This window comes from Devosia sp. Leaf420 (assembly GCF_001425445.1).
Lineage (GTDB): Bacteria > Pseudomonadota > Alphaproteobacteria > Rhizobiales > Devosiaceae > Devosia.
In genome coordinates this window covers 269,398-283,755 of the sequence record NZ_LMQU01000012.1, presented here as the reverse complement: position 1 = coordinate 283,755, position 14,358 = coordinate 269,398, and the positions used below count along the sequence as shown (strand labels likewise).

At 59.8% G+C, this 14,358-nt stretch carries 18 protein-coding genes; 7 read left to right on the top strand and 11 right to left on the bottom strand.

The window, feature by feature from the left end; all coding sequences use genetic code 11:
• The first annotated feature begins 92 nt into the window (after nucleotides 1-92).
• Together ASG47_RS14675 and ASG47_RS20405 are read left to right on the top strand one after the other, a co-directional pair.
• Nucleotides 93-887 (top strand): response regulator, encoded by a 795-nt coding sequence (locus ASG47_RS14675; RefSeq protein WP_061910309.1) that lies wholly within the window; start codon nucleotides 93-95, stop codon nucleotides 885-887.
• A 115-nt stretch (nucleotides 888-1,002) separates the two neighbouring features.
• Nucleotides 1,003-1,167 (top strand): DUF1328 domain-containing protein, encoded by a 165-nt coding sequence (locus ASG47_RS20405; RefSeq protein WP_046142315.1) that lies wholly within the window; start codon nucleotides 1,003-1,005, stop codon nucleotides 1,165-1,167.
• 43 nt (nucleotides 1,168-1,210) lie between these two features.
• On the opposite strand, the gene ASG47_RS14670 is transcribed toward ASG47_RS20405, so the two are convergent.
• Entirely contained in the window at nucleotides 1,211-2,005 is a 795-nt protein-coding gene (locus ASG47_RS14670; protein WP_061910308.1) for a YdcF family protein, read from the bottom strand.
• A 190-nt stretch (nucleotides 2,006-2,195) separates the two neighbouring features.
• On the opposite strand from ASG47_RS14670, the gene ASG47_RS14665 reads away from it, so the two are divergent.
• From ASG47_RS14665 to ASG47_RS14650, 4 genes are read left to right on the top strand one after another with little or no spacing between them, the layout of a single operon-like run.
• On the top strand, nucleotides 2,196-3,008 hold the full coding sequence (locus ASG47_RS14665; protein WP_061910307.1) for an ABC transporter ATP-binding protein: 813 nt from the start codon (nucleotides 2,196-2,198) through the stop codon (nucleotides 3,006-3,008).
• Between the two features lie 31 nt (nucleotides 3,009-3,039).
• Entirely contained in the window at nucleotides 3,040-3,792 is a 753-nt protein-coding gene (locus tag ASG47_RS14660; protein WP_061910306.1) for a transporter substrate-binding domain-containing protein, read from the top strand.
• Between the two features lie 58 nt (nucleotides 3,793-3,850).
• Nucleotides 3,851-4,663: an ABC transporter permease subunit gene (locus tag ASG47_RS14655; RefSeq protein ID WP_061910304.1), complete on the top strand. Its 813-nt coding sequence runs from the start codon at nucleotides 3,851-3,853 to the stop codon at nucleotides 4,661-4,663.
• Complete coding sequence (locus ASG47_RS14650; RefSeq protein ID WP_061910302.1) at nucleotides 4,663-5,397, top strand: ABC transporter permease; 735 nt, start codon at nucleotides 4,663-4,665, stop codon at nucleotides 5,395-5,397. The genes ASG47_RS14655 and ASG47_RS14650 overlap by 1 nt, the downstream gene beginning before the upstream one ends.
• 10 nt (nucleotides 5,398-5,407) lie before the next feature.
• Here ASG47_RS14650 and ASG47_RS20400 read toward each other — a convergent pair whose 3' ends face one another.
• The 3 genes from ASG47_RS20400 to ASG47_RS14635 form a co-directional block, all read right to left on the bottom strand.
• The gene (locus ASG47_RS20400; protein WP_156464120.1) at nucleotides 5,408-5,884 is read right to left on the bottom strand and encodes a two-component system response regulator; all 477 of its coding nucleotides are present in this window, start codon (nucleotides 5,882-5,884) and stop codon (nucleotides 5,408-5,410) included.
• 56 nt (nucleotides 5,885-5,940) lie between these two features.
• On the bottom strand, nucleotides 5,941-7,152 hold the full coding sequence (gene uxuA / locus ASG47_RS14640) for a mannonate dehydratase (RefSeq protein WP_061910299.1): 1,212 nt from the start codon (nucleotides 7,150-7,152) through the stop codon (nucleotides 5,941-5,943).
• Nucleotides 7,153-7,231: 79 nt separating this feature from the next.
• Nucleotides 7,232-7,849: a trimeric intracellular cation channel family protein gene (locus tag ASG47_RS14635; RefSeq protein WP_061910298.1), complete on the bottom strand. Its 618-nt coding sequence runs from the start codon at nucleotides 7,847-7,849 to the stop codon at nucleotides 7,232-7,234.
• 91 nt (nucleotides 7,850-7,940) lie between these two features.
• On the opposite strand from ASG47_RS14635, the gene ASG47_RS14630 reads away from it, so the two are divergent.
• Nucleotides 7,941-8,561, top strand: a complete 621-nt coding sequence (locus ASG47_RS14630) for a hypothetical protein (RefSeq protein ID WP_061910804.1) — start codon at nucleotides 7,941-7,943, stop codon at nucleotides 8,559-8,561.
• Between the two features lie 120 nt (nucleotides 8,562-8,681).
• Here ASG47_RS14630 and ASG47_RS14625 read toward each other — a convergent pair whose 3' ends face one another.
• From ASG47_RS14625 to ASG47_RS14595, 7 genes are read right to left on the bottom strand one after another with little or no spacing between them, the layout of a single operon-like run.
• Nucleotides 8,682-9,017 (bottom strand): cupin domain-containing protein, encoded by a 336-nt coding sequence (locus tag ASG47_RS14625; RefSeq protein ID WP_061910296.1) that lies wholly within the window; start codon nucleotides 9,015-9,017, stop codon nucleotides 8,682-8,684.
• A gap of 4 nt (nucleotides 9,018-9,021) precedes the next feature.
• Complete coding sequence (gene kduD / locus ASG47_RS14620) at nucleotides 9,022-9,786, bottom strand: 2-dehydro-3-deoxy-D-gluconate 5-dehydrogenase KduD (RefSeq protein ID WP_061910294.1); 765 nt, start codon at nucleotides 9,784-9,786, stop codon at nucleotides 9,022-9,024.
• On the bottom strand, nucleotides 9,783-10,607 hold the full coding sequence (gene kduI / locus ASG47_RS14615) for a 5-dehydro-4-deoxy-D-glucuronate isomerase (RefSeq protein ID WP_061910291.1): 825 nt from the start codon (nucleotides 10,605-10,607) through the stop codon (nucleotides 9,783-9,785). The genes kduD and kduI overlap by 4 nt, the downstream gene beginning before the upstream one ends.
• Nucleotides 10,608-10,636: 29 nt before the next feature.
• Nucleotides 10,637-11,368, bottom strand: a complete 732-nt coding sequence (locus tag ASG47_RS14610) for a FadR/GntR family transcriptional regulator (RefSeq protein WP_061910286.1) — start codon at nucleotides 11,366-11,368, stop codon at nucleotides 10,637-10,639.
• A gap of 4 nt (nucleotides 11,369-11,372) precedes the next feature.
• Entirely contained in the window at nucleotides 11,373-12,653 is a 1,281-nt protein-coding gene (locus ASG47_RS14605; RefSeq protein ID WP_061910284.1) for a TRAP transporter large permease, read from the bottom strand.
• A gap of 7 nt (nucleotides 12,654-12,660) precedes the next feature.
• Nucleotides 12,661-13,188, bottom strand: a complete 528-nt coding sequence (locus ASG47_RS14600; RefSeq protein WP_061910282.1) for a TRAP transporter small permease — start codon at nucleotides 13,186-13,188, stop codon at nucleotides 12,661-12,663.
• Nucleotides 13,189-13,241: 53 nt separating this feature from the next.
• Nucleotides 13,242-14,222, bottom strand: coding sequence for a TRAP transporter substrate-binding protein (locus ASG47_RS14595; protein WP_061910280.1), 981 nt, complete (start codon nucleotides 14,220-14,222; stop codon nucleotides 13,242-13,244).
• Nucleotides 14,223-14,358: the final 136 nt, after the last annotated feature.

Sequence of the window (14,358 nt, the reverse complement as noted above, 5' to 3'; positions counted from 1 at the left end):
AAAAGTTCCATCGGTTCGGAACTTTTCTCTCCATGCGCCATTAAATTAATTCGTGAAGTCACGGACTAAAAGCGTCACTGGAGTTTCCCTACATGTCTCTGTCCACGCGGATTGCGCCGCACCTGCCTTACCTCCGGAGATTCTCACGGGCGGTTACAGGATCGCAGACGTCTGGCGACGCTTACGTCGCCGCCACGTTGGAAGCCCTTATTGCCGATATCTCGTTGTTCCCGGAAGCATCGAGCGATCGCATTGCGCTTTACAAATTGTTCTCGGCTCTCTTCACGTCGTCCGCTGTCGATATCCCCGAACCGATCTCGACCTTCGCGTGGGAACAGCGCGCTGCTCGTAATCTCGCCAACCTCGCCCCCCGCCCCCGCCAGTCCTTCCTGCTCGTTGCAGTCGAGGGCTTCACGCATGCCCAGGCTGCCGAAGTGCTTGGCGTAAGCGACCAGGAATTTGCCTCGCTCCTCGATCAGGCCTCGCATGAAATCTCGCGCCAGGTGGCGACCGAGATCATGATCATCGAAGATGAGCCATTGATCGCGATGGACATCGAGCAGATGGTCGAAAGCCTCGGCCACAAGGTCGTCAGCATCGCCCGCACGCATGCTGAGGCGGTTAGCCTGTTCAATCAGACCCAGCCGCGCATGATCCTGGCGGACATTCAGCTCGCTGATGGCAGCTCGGGCATCGATGCAGTCAACGACATCCTCAATACCCATTCGGTACCCGTGATTTTCATCACGGCATTCCCCGAGCGTCTTCTTACGGGTGAACGTCCTGAGCCGACTTTCCTCGTCACCAAGCCGTTCAATCCGGAAATGGTGAAGGCGCTGATCAGTCAGGCACTGTTCTTCGAAGACGGTTCGCGCGCCGCAGCCTGACACCAAAGGTTGCGTGCAAAACTCGAAAGCCGGCTATGCCGGCTTTTTTGTTGCCTGCAGGAACTTGCCAAAAGGTCGCACGTTTATTCTGCAAGACATCACTCTGGAGGCAACTATGCTTTACTACGCTCTCGTCTTCCTCGTTATCGCTCTTATTGCCGGCGTTCTTGGCTTTGGTGGCATTGCTGGCGCCTCTGCAGGTATCGCCCAGATCCTTTTCTTCCTTTTCCTGGCGTTCCTCGTCATTTCTCTTGTTATCGGCCTCTTCCGCCGGACTTAAAACTTCTAAATAGCCAAATGGGCGGCCCTCGTGGCCGCCTTTTTTATTGCTGAGGAAGAAAAGTGGTGGTTTTGCCTGTCCAATAGTAGACCGCGAGCCCGATCCACTCCTTGATCGCAACAGTCGTCACATTCAGATTTTGCACGGGATTAGCGATATCGAACCAAAGCCCCTGCGGCCCCGGTGTCCGATAATCCGTCGGCCAGGGGATTACGCGCAGTCCCGCCTTGCTGAAAATACCGACTGAGCGCGGCATGTGAAATGCCGAAGTCACCAATATGACATTGCCGTTCGCCAGATCACCCAACAGCGACTCGGTGAAAGCGACATTCTCGTCGGTATTTCGTGACTCGCCTTCGAGGATAAAGCGATCCTCGGAAATGCCGTGCATGGAGAAAAAGCGCTTGGCCGTTTCGGCCTCAGATTCTCCTTCGTCGTCCAACACGCCGCTTCCCCCACTGACAACGATCTTTGCCGTCGGATAAGCGTTGGCGAGCCATAAGGTCGTGGTCAGGCGATCGCCGGCATCATTGAGTTCCGCAATTTGCCGGGCTGAACTTGGACGCGCCAACGTTGCTCCACCCAGCATGATAATCGCATTGACCGCCTGTGGTGGCGTCGCGGGCACGGAAAACCGATCTTCGAGCGGCTGAATGATGACATAGCCCAGCGTGGTATATCCCACCAACCCGTGGACAAGCACGGCCAACACAAGCGCCGCAATGCTCGATTTCCGCTTCCTCAAAAGCGCGAAACCGAGCGCGAGAAGCAGCAGCAACACGACAATGCTCGACGGCTGCGCCACCAGCCAGAAAATCTTTGAAACCAGAAAGAACATGCCGCACCCTGCGCATCGAACACGCGGCCTTGTGCCCCGTTTTCACCGCAAGTCCAAGAGCGCTGGGCAATTCTGCTTTTTCCCCTTGCTATCTCGGCGCCATTTGCATTTGTTGAAGGCGGTCAAAACTGCCAGCCTCAAAATAAGGCAGTTGCCATCAGGAATGCCCGAAACCGGGTCTACGGTAAGCATGCACGAACTGAACACGGCGCCCGCTGCGACCATGCCCGTTGTGGAATTGCGCGATCTGCATAAGTCCTTCGGCGCGCTGGAGGTTTTGAAGGGCATATCGCTGTCCGTCGGCGAAGGTCAGGTGGTGAGTCTGATTGGGTCTTCTGGCTCGGGCAAATCGACCCTTCTGCGCTGCATCAATATGCTCGAAGTTCCCGATCAAGGCGACGTGTTGATCGATGGCGAAGCTATCAAGCTTCGCGGCTCGGCCCAAGCACGTCAGATCGCAGACGAATCCCAGATCCGGCGCATCCGCTCCGAGCTTGGCATGGTCTTCCAGTCCTTCAATCTCTGGGCGCACATGACGGTACTGCAAAATGTCATGGAAGCGCCGCTCATCGTCCAGGGCCGCCAGCGTGCCGAGGTTGAGGCCGAGGCTCGCGCCATGCTCGATAAGGTCGGCATCGGTTCAAAGACCGACGCCTATCCATCCCAACTTTCTGGTGGTCAGCAGCAGCGCGCCGCGATCGCTCGCGCCCTTTGCATCAATCCGCGCGTCATGCTCTTCGACGAACCGACCTCCGCGCTCGACCCGGAACTCGAGGTCGAAGTTCTGCGCGTCATCAAAGTGCTGGCTGACGAAGGCCGATCCATGGTTCTCGTCACCCACGATATGGAATTTGCCCGCTCCGTCTCGGACCGGGTGGTCTTCCTCCATCAGGGCCTGATCGAGGAGGAAGGCACGCCGGACGAGGTTTTTGGGTCCACCAAATCGGCCCGCCTCAGACAGTTTCTCAACGCTGCCAATCACGAAGAGCAGCGACATACTTAAACTCTCGACGTCAAACGTAATGGAGACGCTAATGAAGAAGATAATCCTGGCAGCACTTGCCACCCTGACGCTGAGCAGCGGCGCGATGGCACAAGAGAGCCTCCGCATCGCGACGGAAGGCGCCTATGCGCCATGGAATTTCCTCGACGAAAGCGGCAAACCCGCCGGCTACGAAATCGAGCTCGCCGGCGCCATCTGTGAAAAGGCTGGCCTCACCTGTGAATTCATCGTCAACGACTGGGATTCGATCATCCCGAACCTGTTGGCTGGCAACTACGATGCCATCATGGCGGGCATGTCGATCACCGAAGAGCGCAAGCAGACTATCGCCTTCAGCGACGAATACTTTCCGCCCGATCCGTCGCGCTATGTAGCGCTGGCTGGTGCAGAGATCGATTTCGATGCCCTCACCGGCAAGCGTATCGGCGTCCAGGGCGGCACGATCCAGGCAGCCTATGCCGAGGAAAATCTCGCCAAGGACAACACCATCGTTTCCTTCACCACCGCTGATCAGGCCGTGGCGGATCTCTCAGCCGGCAATCTCGACGCGATCTTTGCCGATGGCGCCTATGTCGACCCCATCGTCACCGCATCCAGCGGCGCCATCGACTACACCGGTCCTGACATCATGATCGGTGAAGGCATGGCCATTGGCCTCCGCAAGGAAGACACCGACCTGACCGCCAAGCTCGACGCCGCCATCGAAGCCCTCAAGGCAGACGGCACCGTCGATGGCCTCATCGCCAAGTGGTTCGACGGCCGCGGCCCCTATTACGCGAACTGATACGCCTAGAGCGAGGAGCCAAAACTCCTCGCTCACCGATTGAACTGGTGCGCGCCAAATGACCGACGACATCGCCTTCTGGCTCAGCTATCTGACCAATGGCAAGCATCTGACCTGGTATGCCAGCTTCCAGTTCACCATTTTCGCGGCCCTTATGGGTGGCGCGCTTGCCGTGCTGTTCGGCCTGGCCGGCGCCACGGCCCGAAACGCGCGTTTCCTGCCGCTCCGCGTCCTTGGCACTATCTACTCGTCCATCGTGCGCGGCGTGCCAGACGTTCTCTTTTTCCTCTTTTTCCCCCTCGCCTTCGAGCAAGGCGTCGAGTGGCTAGTCGCAACGCAGGTGTGTTCACCGGCGATGGTTGCCGCCCAAACTGCCGCCTGGCCACCGTGCCGCGAAGCCAATTGGATTCTCGGTACGCCGGAATATCTGATGCTCGCCAGCGTTTCGCTCGGCATCGTCTATGGCGCCTTCGCCACCAATGTCATTCACGGCGCGCTTCGCTCCGTCCCGTTGGGGCAGCTTGAAGCCGCACGCGCCTATGGAATGTCGTCTCGCCAAGTGCTGTGGCACATTCACATCCGCCAGATGTGGGTCTATGCGCTTCCCGGCCTCTCCAATGTCTGGATGCTGATCATCAAGGCGACCTCGCTGCTTTCGCTGCTGCAGATCGCCGATATCGTCCTCTGGGCCGATCGCCTCGGTGCGCCAAACTTCCTGCCCGCTGTGGGCCTCGTCCACGCGGATTGGCGCTGGCGCTATTACCTCGTGCTCTTTGTCTTTTACATCCTTGTCACTTGGCTTTCGGAGCGCGTTTTCGAGGCCATCATGCGCCGCGTCGGCAAAGGCATTTTGAGCGAGGCACACGCGTAATGCAGGGCTTCCTCAACGACCTCGCCATCATGGCGCCGGCAGTGATGTTCAACATCTACTTCGCCCTCGCCTCCATTCCGCTCGGCTTTGTGCTCGCCGTCTTCCTCGCGCTCGGCAAGGCGTCGCGCAACCCGCTGATCAACCGGCTGTCGCGCGGCTATATCTACGCCTTCCGGGGCTCGCCGCTCTTCATCCAGTTCTTCATGTTCTACTCGTTGGCGCTGTCGCTCAATATTTCCGTGTGGAAGCCGCTCGGAATCTCGGGCTTTGTGCTGCACCCGCTATTCATCGGGCCGCTCGTTCTGGTGTTGAACACGGCCGCCTATACCGCTGAAATCTTCTACGGTGCCCTGCGCGCAGTCCCCCGTGGCGCCGTCGAAGCCGCGCGCGCCTATGGTATGTCCCCCGCCCAGCAATTCCGCCGGGTTGTCTGGCCTAACCTCATCCGTCTCGCCTGGCCCGCTTACACCAACGAAGTGGTTTTCCTCTTCCACGCAACGGCCATCGTCTATTTCGCGCTGCCGGTCATCGGCGCCCAGGCGGATCTGATGATCACGGCAAAGACCCTCTTCGAACGCGACTACAATGCGTTCCTGCATTTCTCGGTCGCCGCGCTCTATTTCCTCGCGGTATCGCTCGTCGTGTTTTTTATCTTTGGCTTGATCTATCGGCGCCTGATGCGCCACTTGCCGCCGCAACATGGCCTCCGTTTCGCGCCAAAGTGGATGCGCTGACGGTCAGTGCCTAGGCGCGCAACGTCTGGCGCAGCATCGCATGAGCAAGCACGCGAGAGATCTCGGCTGAAACAGCCGCCGCTTGAAGTGGCTTGTTCACGCTGCCCGCAGCGCCTGCCGCAAGCGCATCACTGTGCTCACCCAGCATGCAGATCATGATCACGGGGATATCGCTGGTTTCTGGATCGGCCCTCAATGCTGCCAGCACATCCCAGCCGTCGAAACCGGGCATCAGCACATCGAGAAGAATAACCGAAGGCGCCATCGATCGCGCCATCTGCAAAGCGGCCTGTGGGGCGCCAATCGACATCGGCACGTGGCCCGCGAAGCGAATGATCCGCTCCGCCTCGCGCAGCACATTGATATCGTCATCGACTACAAGAATGCGCGCCGGCTCTTGCAGCGCCGGGGGGGTAACGTGTGGTGACGGTCTTAAAGACGTCACCGCTCGCCGCAACGCGCTCATCATACCCATCGCCAACACCACCTAGACTCAAGTGTCCAGTGTGGCAGTGGCGCGCGCAGAGGGTGTTAACCGGTTGATTAGAAGTTTACCGATTGGTGTTCGAGCGCCGTCATGATGCCGCGCAATTCGGCAAGGCCCTTCATGCGCCCGATGGTCGGATAGCCCGGCTGCGCCCGGCGTCCAAGATCATCGAGAATATCCTGACCGTGATCTGGGCGCATGGGAATGATCGCGTCCCTGCGTCCCTCAGCCTTCCGCCGCCGCTCTTCGCGCACGATCGCGGCGATAAGCGCGACCATATCGGTGTCCCCGCCAAGATGCTCAGCCTCAAAAAACGAGCCGACAATATCGTCATTGTCGCGTTTGACGTTCCGCAGGTGCAGAAAATGCACCTTTGGCCCAAACCGCTCCATGATGCCGGGCAGATCATTATCCGGCCGCGCTCCGAGCGATCCCGAACACAGCGTCATGCCATTAGTCTGGCTGTCGACGGCATCGAGCATGTATTTGTAATCCTCCTCCGTCGACATGATGCGCGGCAGGCCGAGGAGGGCGAACGGAGGATCATCCGGGTGGCAGCAAAGACGCAGGCCCAGCTTTTCCGCCTCAGGAACCACTTCTTCGAGGAAATGCACAAAGTGCTCGCGAAGCTGGTCGCGGGTGATGTTGCCATACTCGTCGAGATGCGCCTGCACGTCCTGCAGCGACATGGATTCCGTCGATCCCGGCAGACCCATGGTGACATTGCGCCCAAGCTGCTTCTTCTCGTCCTCGCTGAGGTTCGAAAAGCGGCGTTCCGCCTCGTCGGCAATCGCATTGGTATAGTCGGCGGCCGCACCCGGACGCTTCAGGATATGAATGTCAAAGGCCGCGAAGTCGTTGATATCGAACCGCATGCAGGAGCCGCCATTGGGCACTTCCCAGCGCAGATCCGTGCGGGTCCAATCGAGCACCGGCATGAAATTGTAGCAGATCACCTCCATGCCGCTTTCGGCGAGGTTCCGCATGGAGATCTTGTAATTGGCGATATGCTCGCGCCAATCGCCCTTCTGCTTCTTGATATCTTCGCTGACCGGAAGGCTTTCGACCACGTCCCAGGTCAGGCCCGATGCCGAGCCGTCCTTGCGCGTCGCGATTTCCCTGTAGCGCTTGGCGATCTCGTCCTTGGTCCAGATGACACCATTGGGCACATGGTGCAAGGCGCTGACGACGCCCACTGCTCCCACCTGCGTGATATCGTCGATCGAGCACAAGTCCTTCGGGCCGAACCACCGCCAGGTCTGTCGCAAAGCAGAACTCCATTCTTGTATGGTAGCCCTGCCTCTAGCACAGTCCGCTAGGGATTTGCCAGCTTCCGCACGTCTGGCTTTACTTGCGCATGTCTCGATCGAAAACGAACTTCGGCATTTCCCATTTCAGCACGAGCGACAGCATGCGCAGTGGGAAGCCCACGGCCAAAGCCACGAGCACCATCAGATCCGTCGGCAAGCCGCCGAGGAGCCCCATATAATAAACGACACCCGTGACGATCGACACAGTCGCATAGAGCTCGCCATGGAAGACCAGCGGAATGTCGTTACAGAGCACATCGCGCAGAATGCCGCCGACGATCCCGGTCACCATGCCAGCAACGATGATGATGATCGGATGCGCATTGGTTTCGATGGCCACATTGCAACCGACGATGGTGAAGACCACAAGGCCGACCGCATCGAGAAGCAGGAATGGCCAGCGAAGTTTGTCGACCACCCGCGCCAGCGCTATGGTCAAAAGCGCCGCGCCGCAGACCAGCACCAGGATATAGGGATTGCGTACCCAATAGAGCGGATAGTGATCAAGGATCATGTCGCGCGCCGTGCCGCCACCAAGCGCGGTGACGCAGGCGATGATGCAGACGCCGAACCAGTCCATGTTGCGCCGCCCTGCAGCGAGGGCGGCCGTCATCGCCTCGGCGGTGATGGCGACATAAAACATGATCATCAGCATGGACAGAACCTGGAAGCGCGTCGAAATCGGGTTGTTTCCGCCACGTTACAGAAGCAACCCTTGCCGTCCAGAGCCGATGGAGATTTGTCCCATGCGTCCGCCGAAAACCGTGCGCGCCCTCGAAGCCTTCGGCCGCGTGAGGCTCTCGGAAAACTTCTTCATGCGCGATTTTCTGTATTCCGAAATCGCCGTCATCAACGGCCTCCAGAACCTGCCCGATGATCTCGATCTCGCCATCGCCGCCGGCACGCGCCTCTGCGAAGAACTGCTCGAACCGCTGCAGGAAAAATTCGGGCCCCTCTCCGTGCGCTCATCCTATCGCTCGCCGCAGGTCAACCACTTCGGCAACGTCAACAAACTCAATTGCGCCAGCAATGCCAGCAACTACGCCGGCCACATCTGGGACCGCCGAGACGCCGAAGGCCGCATGGGTGCCACAGCCTGCGTCATCGTCAACCGCTTCATTCCCTACTACGAACGCACCGGCAATTGGGAAGCCATGGCCTGGTGGATCCACGACCACCTGCCCTATTCGGATATGCAATTCTTCCCAAAATTCGCAGCCTTCAACCTGCAATGGCGAGAGGAACCCGTCCGCCGCATCTACAGCTACATCCCACCCCGGCGTGGGAAATTGACCGCGCAGGGAATGGCGAATTGGCCGGGGACGCATGAGGAGGACTATGCGGCGATGGTGGCGGAGATTGCGTAGCCCCCACCTAGCCTCCCCCTGATAGGGGGAGGAACGCATCGAGTATGCCGCGATACCAACGAGCCACTGGCAGATCCCTCCCCCTACCAGGGGGAGGCTAGGTGGGGGTCCTAAAACCTCTCACAAAAAATCCGCCCGATGCGGCGTAAACACGTCCACCAGCCGGCCCTTTTCGAGCGCCACGACGCCGTGCACGAGCCCTGACGGCACAATGAAGCTGCCGCCCTGACCGACAACTTCGGTCTTGCCGTCGATCGTCACCTCAAAGCTGCCTTCCGCCACATAGCTCACCTGAATATGCGGGTGGCTATGGAGCGCGCCGACCGCGCCTTTTTCGAAGCCAAACTCGACCTGCATCAATTCCGGAGTATGGATCAGCACCCGGCGCGTATTGCCCGGCGCCAGTTCCGTCCATTCGGTTTCGTTGGGTTGAGCGAAGAATTTCTGTTCAGTCATAACATCACCTTGCGAGCCAGCCGCCATCGACGGGGATGACGGCGCCATGCATGTAGTTGGAAGCCGGAGCGAGGAGGAACACAGCCGCGTCCCCGATATCGGACGGCACACCCCAGCGCCCCGCCGGAATGCGCCCGAGGATCGAAGCCGAACGATCGGGATCGTTGCGCAGCGCCTCAGTATTGTTGGTCTCGATATAGCCCGGCGCAATGGCATTCACATTGATGCCCTTAGCCGCCCATTCATTGGCCAAGAGCCGCGTAATCCCCAGCACACCGCTCTTGGACGCCGTGTAGCTCGCGACGCGAATGCCGCCCTGAAAGCTCAGCATCGAGGCGATGTTGACGATCCGTGCGGCCCGGTTTTCCTCCAAAGCTTTGCGCCCCATCGATTGCGCGAGGAAGAACATCGTCTTGAGATTGATGTCCATCACCGCGTCCCAATCGTCCTCGGTAAAGTCCACCGCATCGACGCGCTTAATGATCCCGGCATTGTTGACGAGACCATCGATAGGACCATGCTGGTCCCAGGCCGCATCGAACATGGCCTGCGCGTCCTTGGTCGAGCCAAGATCGGCGCGCACGTCGACGAAGTCAGCGCCCTGCCCGGCCATGAGCGATGCCGTCTCTTCCATGGACGACCGGCCGACGCCGACCACCCGTCCGCCAGCCCGGCCGATCGACAGCGCGATGCCCTGACCGATGCCGGTATTGGCGCCGGTGACCATTACCGTCTTGCCAGTCAGACTAAAGGCCTTGAGGTCGGTCAAAGAAGATCCTCCATCGGGATCTTTTCGGCGTCGGTATAGTCGATATTGTCGCCAGCCATAGCCCAGATAAAGGTGTACGATCCGGTGCCAGCCCCAGCATGGATCGACCATGGCGGAGACAGAATCGCCTGCTCGTTGCGGACGATCATGTGTCGCGTCTCATCCGGCTCACCCATTAGGTGCACGACAAAGGCATCGGGCTTGAGGTCGAAATAGAGATAGGCCTCCATGCGCCGATCATGCACATGCGCGGGCATGGTGTTCCAGACCGAGCCGGGCGCGAACTGGGTGAGCCCGACGACCAACTGGCAGCTCTTGAGGCTGTTGGTGTATTGATAGATCGAGCGCTCATTGGCGGTTTCTGCACTGCCCATATCGAGCCGCTTGGCGCCAGATTGCTGCAGAAGCGTCGTCGGATGCGAGGCGTGGGCCGGAGCGCTCAGCAGGTAAAACTTCGCGCCTGCTCCAGAGAAGCGCACATCCTTGGATCCCATCCCGATATAGAGCATGTCGCGCGAACCGACTGTATGCGCGGTGCCGTCGACCGTGATCGTGCCGGCTGCGCCAATATTCACCGCGATCAGTTCGCGGCGCTCAAGGAAGCTCGCCGTCCCGGTCGGCTTGATGCTCTCCAGCACCAGTTCGTCCCCGCTCGGCACTGCGCCACCAACCGCCATGCGGTCGTAATGGGTATAGGTCCAGCGCACGGCGCCGTTGGCGAAGAGATCGTCGATCAAAAAATTCTCGCGCAGCTCGGCCGTGCCCATGCCAGCGGCCCCGACGGGATCGATGGCAAAACGGATGTCGAATTCGGTAGTCATGGCAGCTCCGGCGTAGAAAGGTGAAAGGGTCAGTCTTGCTCGGTCAGGCGGGCGCGATAGCGGTCCTGGCTGCGCGAGAGATGTTGGCGCATGGCCTCGCGGGCGGCGTCGGCATTCTGGGCAGCAATGGCCTGAAGGATGCGCTTGTGCTCCTCGTGCAGCCCGGCCTGATAGTCATAAGTCAGCACGCTCTCCGTGCCCCAGGGCGAAGCGACATCGCAGGGGATCGTGCGGCTCCCAAGGCCATCAAGGACTTCGATGTAGAACGGGTTGTTGGTCGCAGCAGCGATCGCGCGGTGGAACGCAAAATCGGTCTTGCCCGTAGGATTGCCCGATTTTAGCAGCAGGCCAAATTCGTGCCAGGCCTCCTGGATCGCCGCTTCCTGGCTGGCGCTGCGGCGCACCGCAGCGAGCCCGGCGGACTCGATCTCGATGCCCATGCGCACTTCGAGCACGTTGAGGGCGACCGAAATCTTGTTCGACGTTTCCCCGCCGATCGCGGCAAAGGCGCTGGCAGCATTCGCTAGCACGAACACACCCGCTCCCTGCCGCGGCTGCACGGAACCATCCGCCGAAAGCGCTGCGATGGCTTCGCGCACAACGGTGCGGCTGACGCCGAAATGCACGGTCAACTGGCTTTCGGTGGGCAGCTTTTCGCCCGGCCCGAATTCACCGGACGAAATGCGCTTTCTCAGCGCATCGATGACCATTTGTGCCAGCTTGGGCTTGCGGGCGGGAAGTGCGGCTTCAACGAGGGACATGACCTTACCGGAACTGACTCGGCAACCAGAGCGAGAGCGCCGGAATATAGGTCACGAGCCCGAGAACGACGAGCCCTGCCCCATAGAATGGCCAGACACTCTTCATGGCTTCCCAGACCGTGATCTTGCCCACGGCAGCAGCCACAAACTGCACCGGCCCAAGGGGCGGCGTATTGAGCCCGATGCCGAGGTTGAGGATCATGATGACGCCGAAATGCACGGGGTCGACGCCGAAGGCCGAGACCATGGGCAGGAAGATCGGCGTCGTGATGACGATCAGCGGACCCATATCCATAAAGGTGCCGAGAAGGAGCAACAGCACGTTGATCAGCAGCAGCACCATCAGCGGATCGGTGGTCAGCTGCGAGATCGCGTCAGTGAGAATGGTCGCAACCTTGAGATAGGCCATGAGCCAGCCGAAAGCCGCCGCCGCGCCGATGATGAACAGCACCATGGACGTGGTCCGCACCGCACCCATCACGCAGTGCACGAATTCCTTCGGCCCCATGGAGCGGTAAACCAAGACGGTGACCAGCAGCGCATAGATCACCGCGATGCAGGAGCTTTCCGTGGCGGTGAAGATGCCCGAGCGGACGCCACCGAAGATGATGACGATCAGCATGAGGCCGGGGATGGAAATCAGGAAAAACTGGAAGGCCCGTGCAAATCCGGGGAACGGCTCGGTTGGATAGCCGCGCTTCACGGCAACGAAATAGGCCGTGACCATCAGCGCTGCGGCGAGCAGCAATCCGGGTATGATACCAGCGGTAAAGAGGTCGGGGATAGAAATGCGCCCGCCGCCCGAGAGCGAATAGATGATCATATTGTGGCTGGGCGGCAGAAGAAGCGCGATCAGTGCCGCCATCGAGGTCACGTTCACCGCGTAATCAGCGCCATAACCACGTGCCTTCATCTGCGGGATCATGATGCCGCCAACCGCTGCGGCTTCCGCCACGGCCGAGCCGGAAATGCCGCCAAACAGAGTCGATGCCGCAACATTGACCTGACCCAGACCGCCACGAACATGGCCGATCAGCGAGCCTGCAAATTGGATGATCCGCGCTGCGATCCCGCCGCGCATCATCAGATCGCCGGCAAAGATGAAAAACGGAATGGCCATCAGCGTGAAGGCGGAAACGCCGGAATTGAGCTGCTGAAACACGACGATTGCCGGGCGGCCGAGATAGACGACCGTCGCAAAGCTCGCAATGCCGAGACAGAAGGCGATGGGCGTGCCCACCAGCATGAGCAGCGTGAAGACGCCGAAGAGAATCCAATATTCCATTTTGCCCTCAGTCCGCCGTCACGGTCGCATCGATGATGGGATCATCGACATTCTCGCCGGCAGCGCGCAGCAAGAGGCGCTCGAGCGAGAACAGGCACATCAAAAAGCCCGCGATGACGATTGGGAGGTAGGTGAAGGTCTGCGGCAGGCCGACTACCGGAATGCGCACGGTCCAACCGCGCAAAGCCAGTTCACCGCCATAATAGACCATGCCAGCGGCGAAGGCGAAAATGGCGATGTCGCTTATCCCGCGCAGCCAAGGCTTGCCCCCCGGTGGCAGGATATAGAGAAGCACGTCGAACCCCATATGGAAGTTCTCGCGCACGCCAACCGCTGCGCCCAAGAAAATGAACCAGCTCATGATCATGATCGAACCGGCCTCGGTCCAGGGCGGCGAGGAATTGACCACGTGCCGCATGAAGACCTGATAGGCCACGATCACCGTCATCGAAACGAGACCGATACCGGCAACCCAGAGCGCGCCTTCCGACAAGGCATGCGTCACCGCTCCGGCTCTCTTGAACCGTTCTCTCATGGCTCAAACTCCTCGGGGGAAAGACGGGCCGGCCTGAGCCGGCCCGAGAGGCCTCAGCCTTCGGTGGCCTGGATGCGGGAAACGAGGTCCTGCAGCTTGGGATCGGTGAGATACTTGTCGTAGACCGGCTTCATGGCTTCAATGAAGGGGGCTTTGTGGACTTCGTTGATCGTCGCGCCGAGGGCTTCGACCGCAGCCTTGGATTCGACTTCCTTAGCCTGCCAGAGCTCACGCTGGACGGCGACGGACTCCTTGGCGGCTTCGCGGAACAGCGCCTGATCTTCCGGCGTCAAACCATCCCAGACGACCTTGGACACCACCAGGACTTCGGGCACCATCAGGTGCTCGTCGAGCGAGTAGTATTTAGCGACTTCGGCGTGACCGGCCGTGTCATAGCTCGGATAGTTGTTTTCCGCACCGTCGATAACGCCCGTCTGGATGCCGGAATAGACTTCGCCATATGGCATGGGCGTGGCATTGGCGCCAAGGGCACCGACCATGTCGACGAAGATGTCGGACTGCATGACGCGGAATTTGAGGCCTGCCATATCGGCTGGAGAGTTGATCGGCTTTTCGCTGTTGTAGAACGAGCGCGAGCCGCCGTCATAGAAGGCAAGCGCGACGACATCGACGGGATCGAAGGCGGCGAGAATTTCTTCGCCGATCGGACCGTCGAGCACATTGTGGAAGTGCTCGGCCGAGCGGAAGATAAACGGCAGCTGGGTGACGGTAGCTTCCGGCACCTGGGTACCAAAGGCGCCGATCGAGATGCGGTTCATATCGATGACGCCGAACTGTGTCTGCTCGATCGTGTCGGCTTCCTGGCCAAGCTGGGCCGAGTGGAACACTTCAACCGAATAGCGGCCATCGGTCTTTTCGCTCAGCAGTTCGCCGAATTTCTTGACCGCTTCGACGGTCGGATAGCCGTCGGGATGCGTGTCGGACGAGCGCAGCATCGTCTGGGCGCTGGCTGTCGAAAGCATGAGCGAAGTCGCGACGACGGCCATAGCCGCCATCTTTGGCAGATGAAACATGGATGTCCTCCCAAAAATCCAGCGTCAGGTCCCTTCCTCGAACGAGACGCATGGCCGGCCTATGCCGGCCGCTGGGCACCCTCCCCTCCTCGGAAATTGGTGCCGTGGGCAAACTGGTATGGAAGTCTTCAAGACA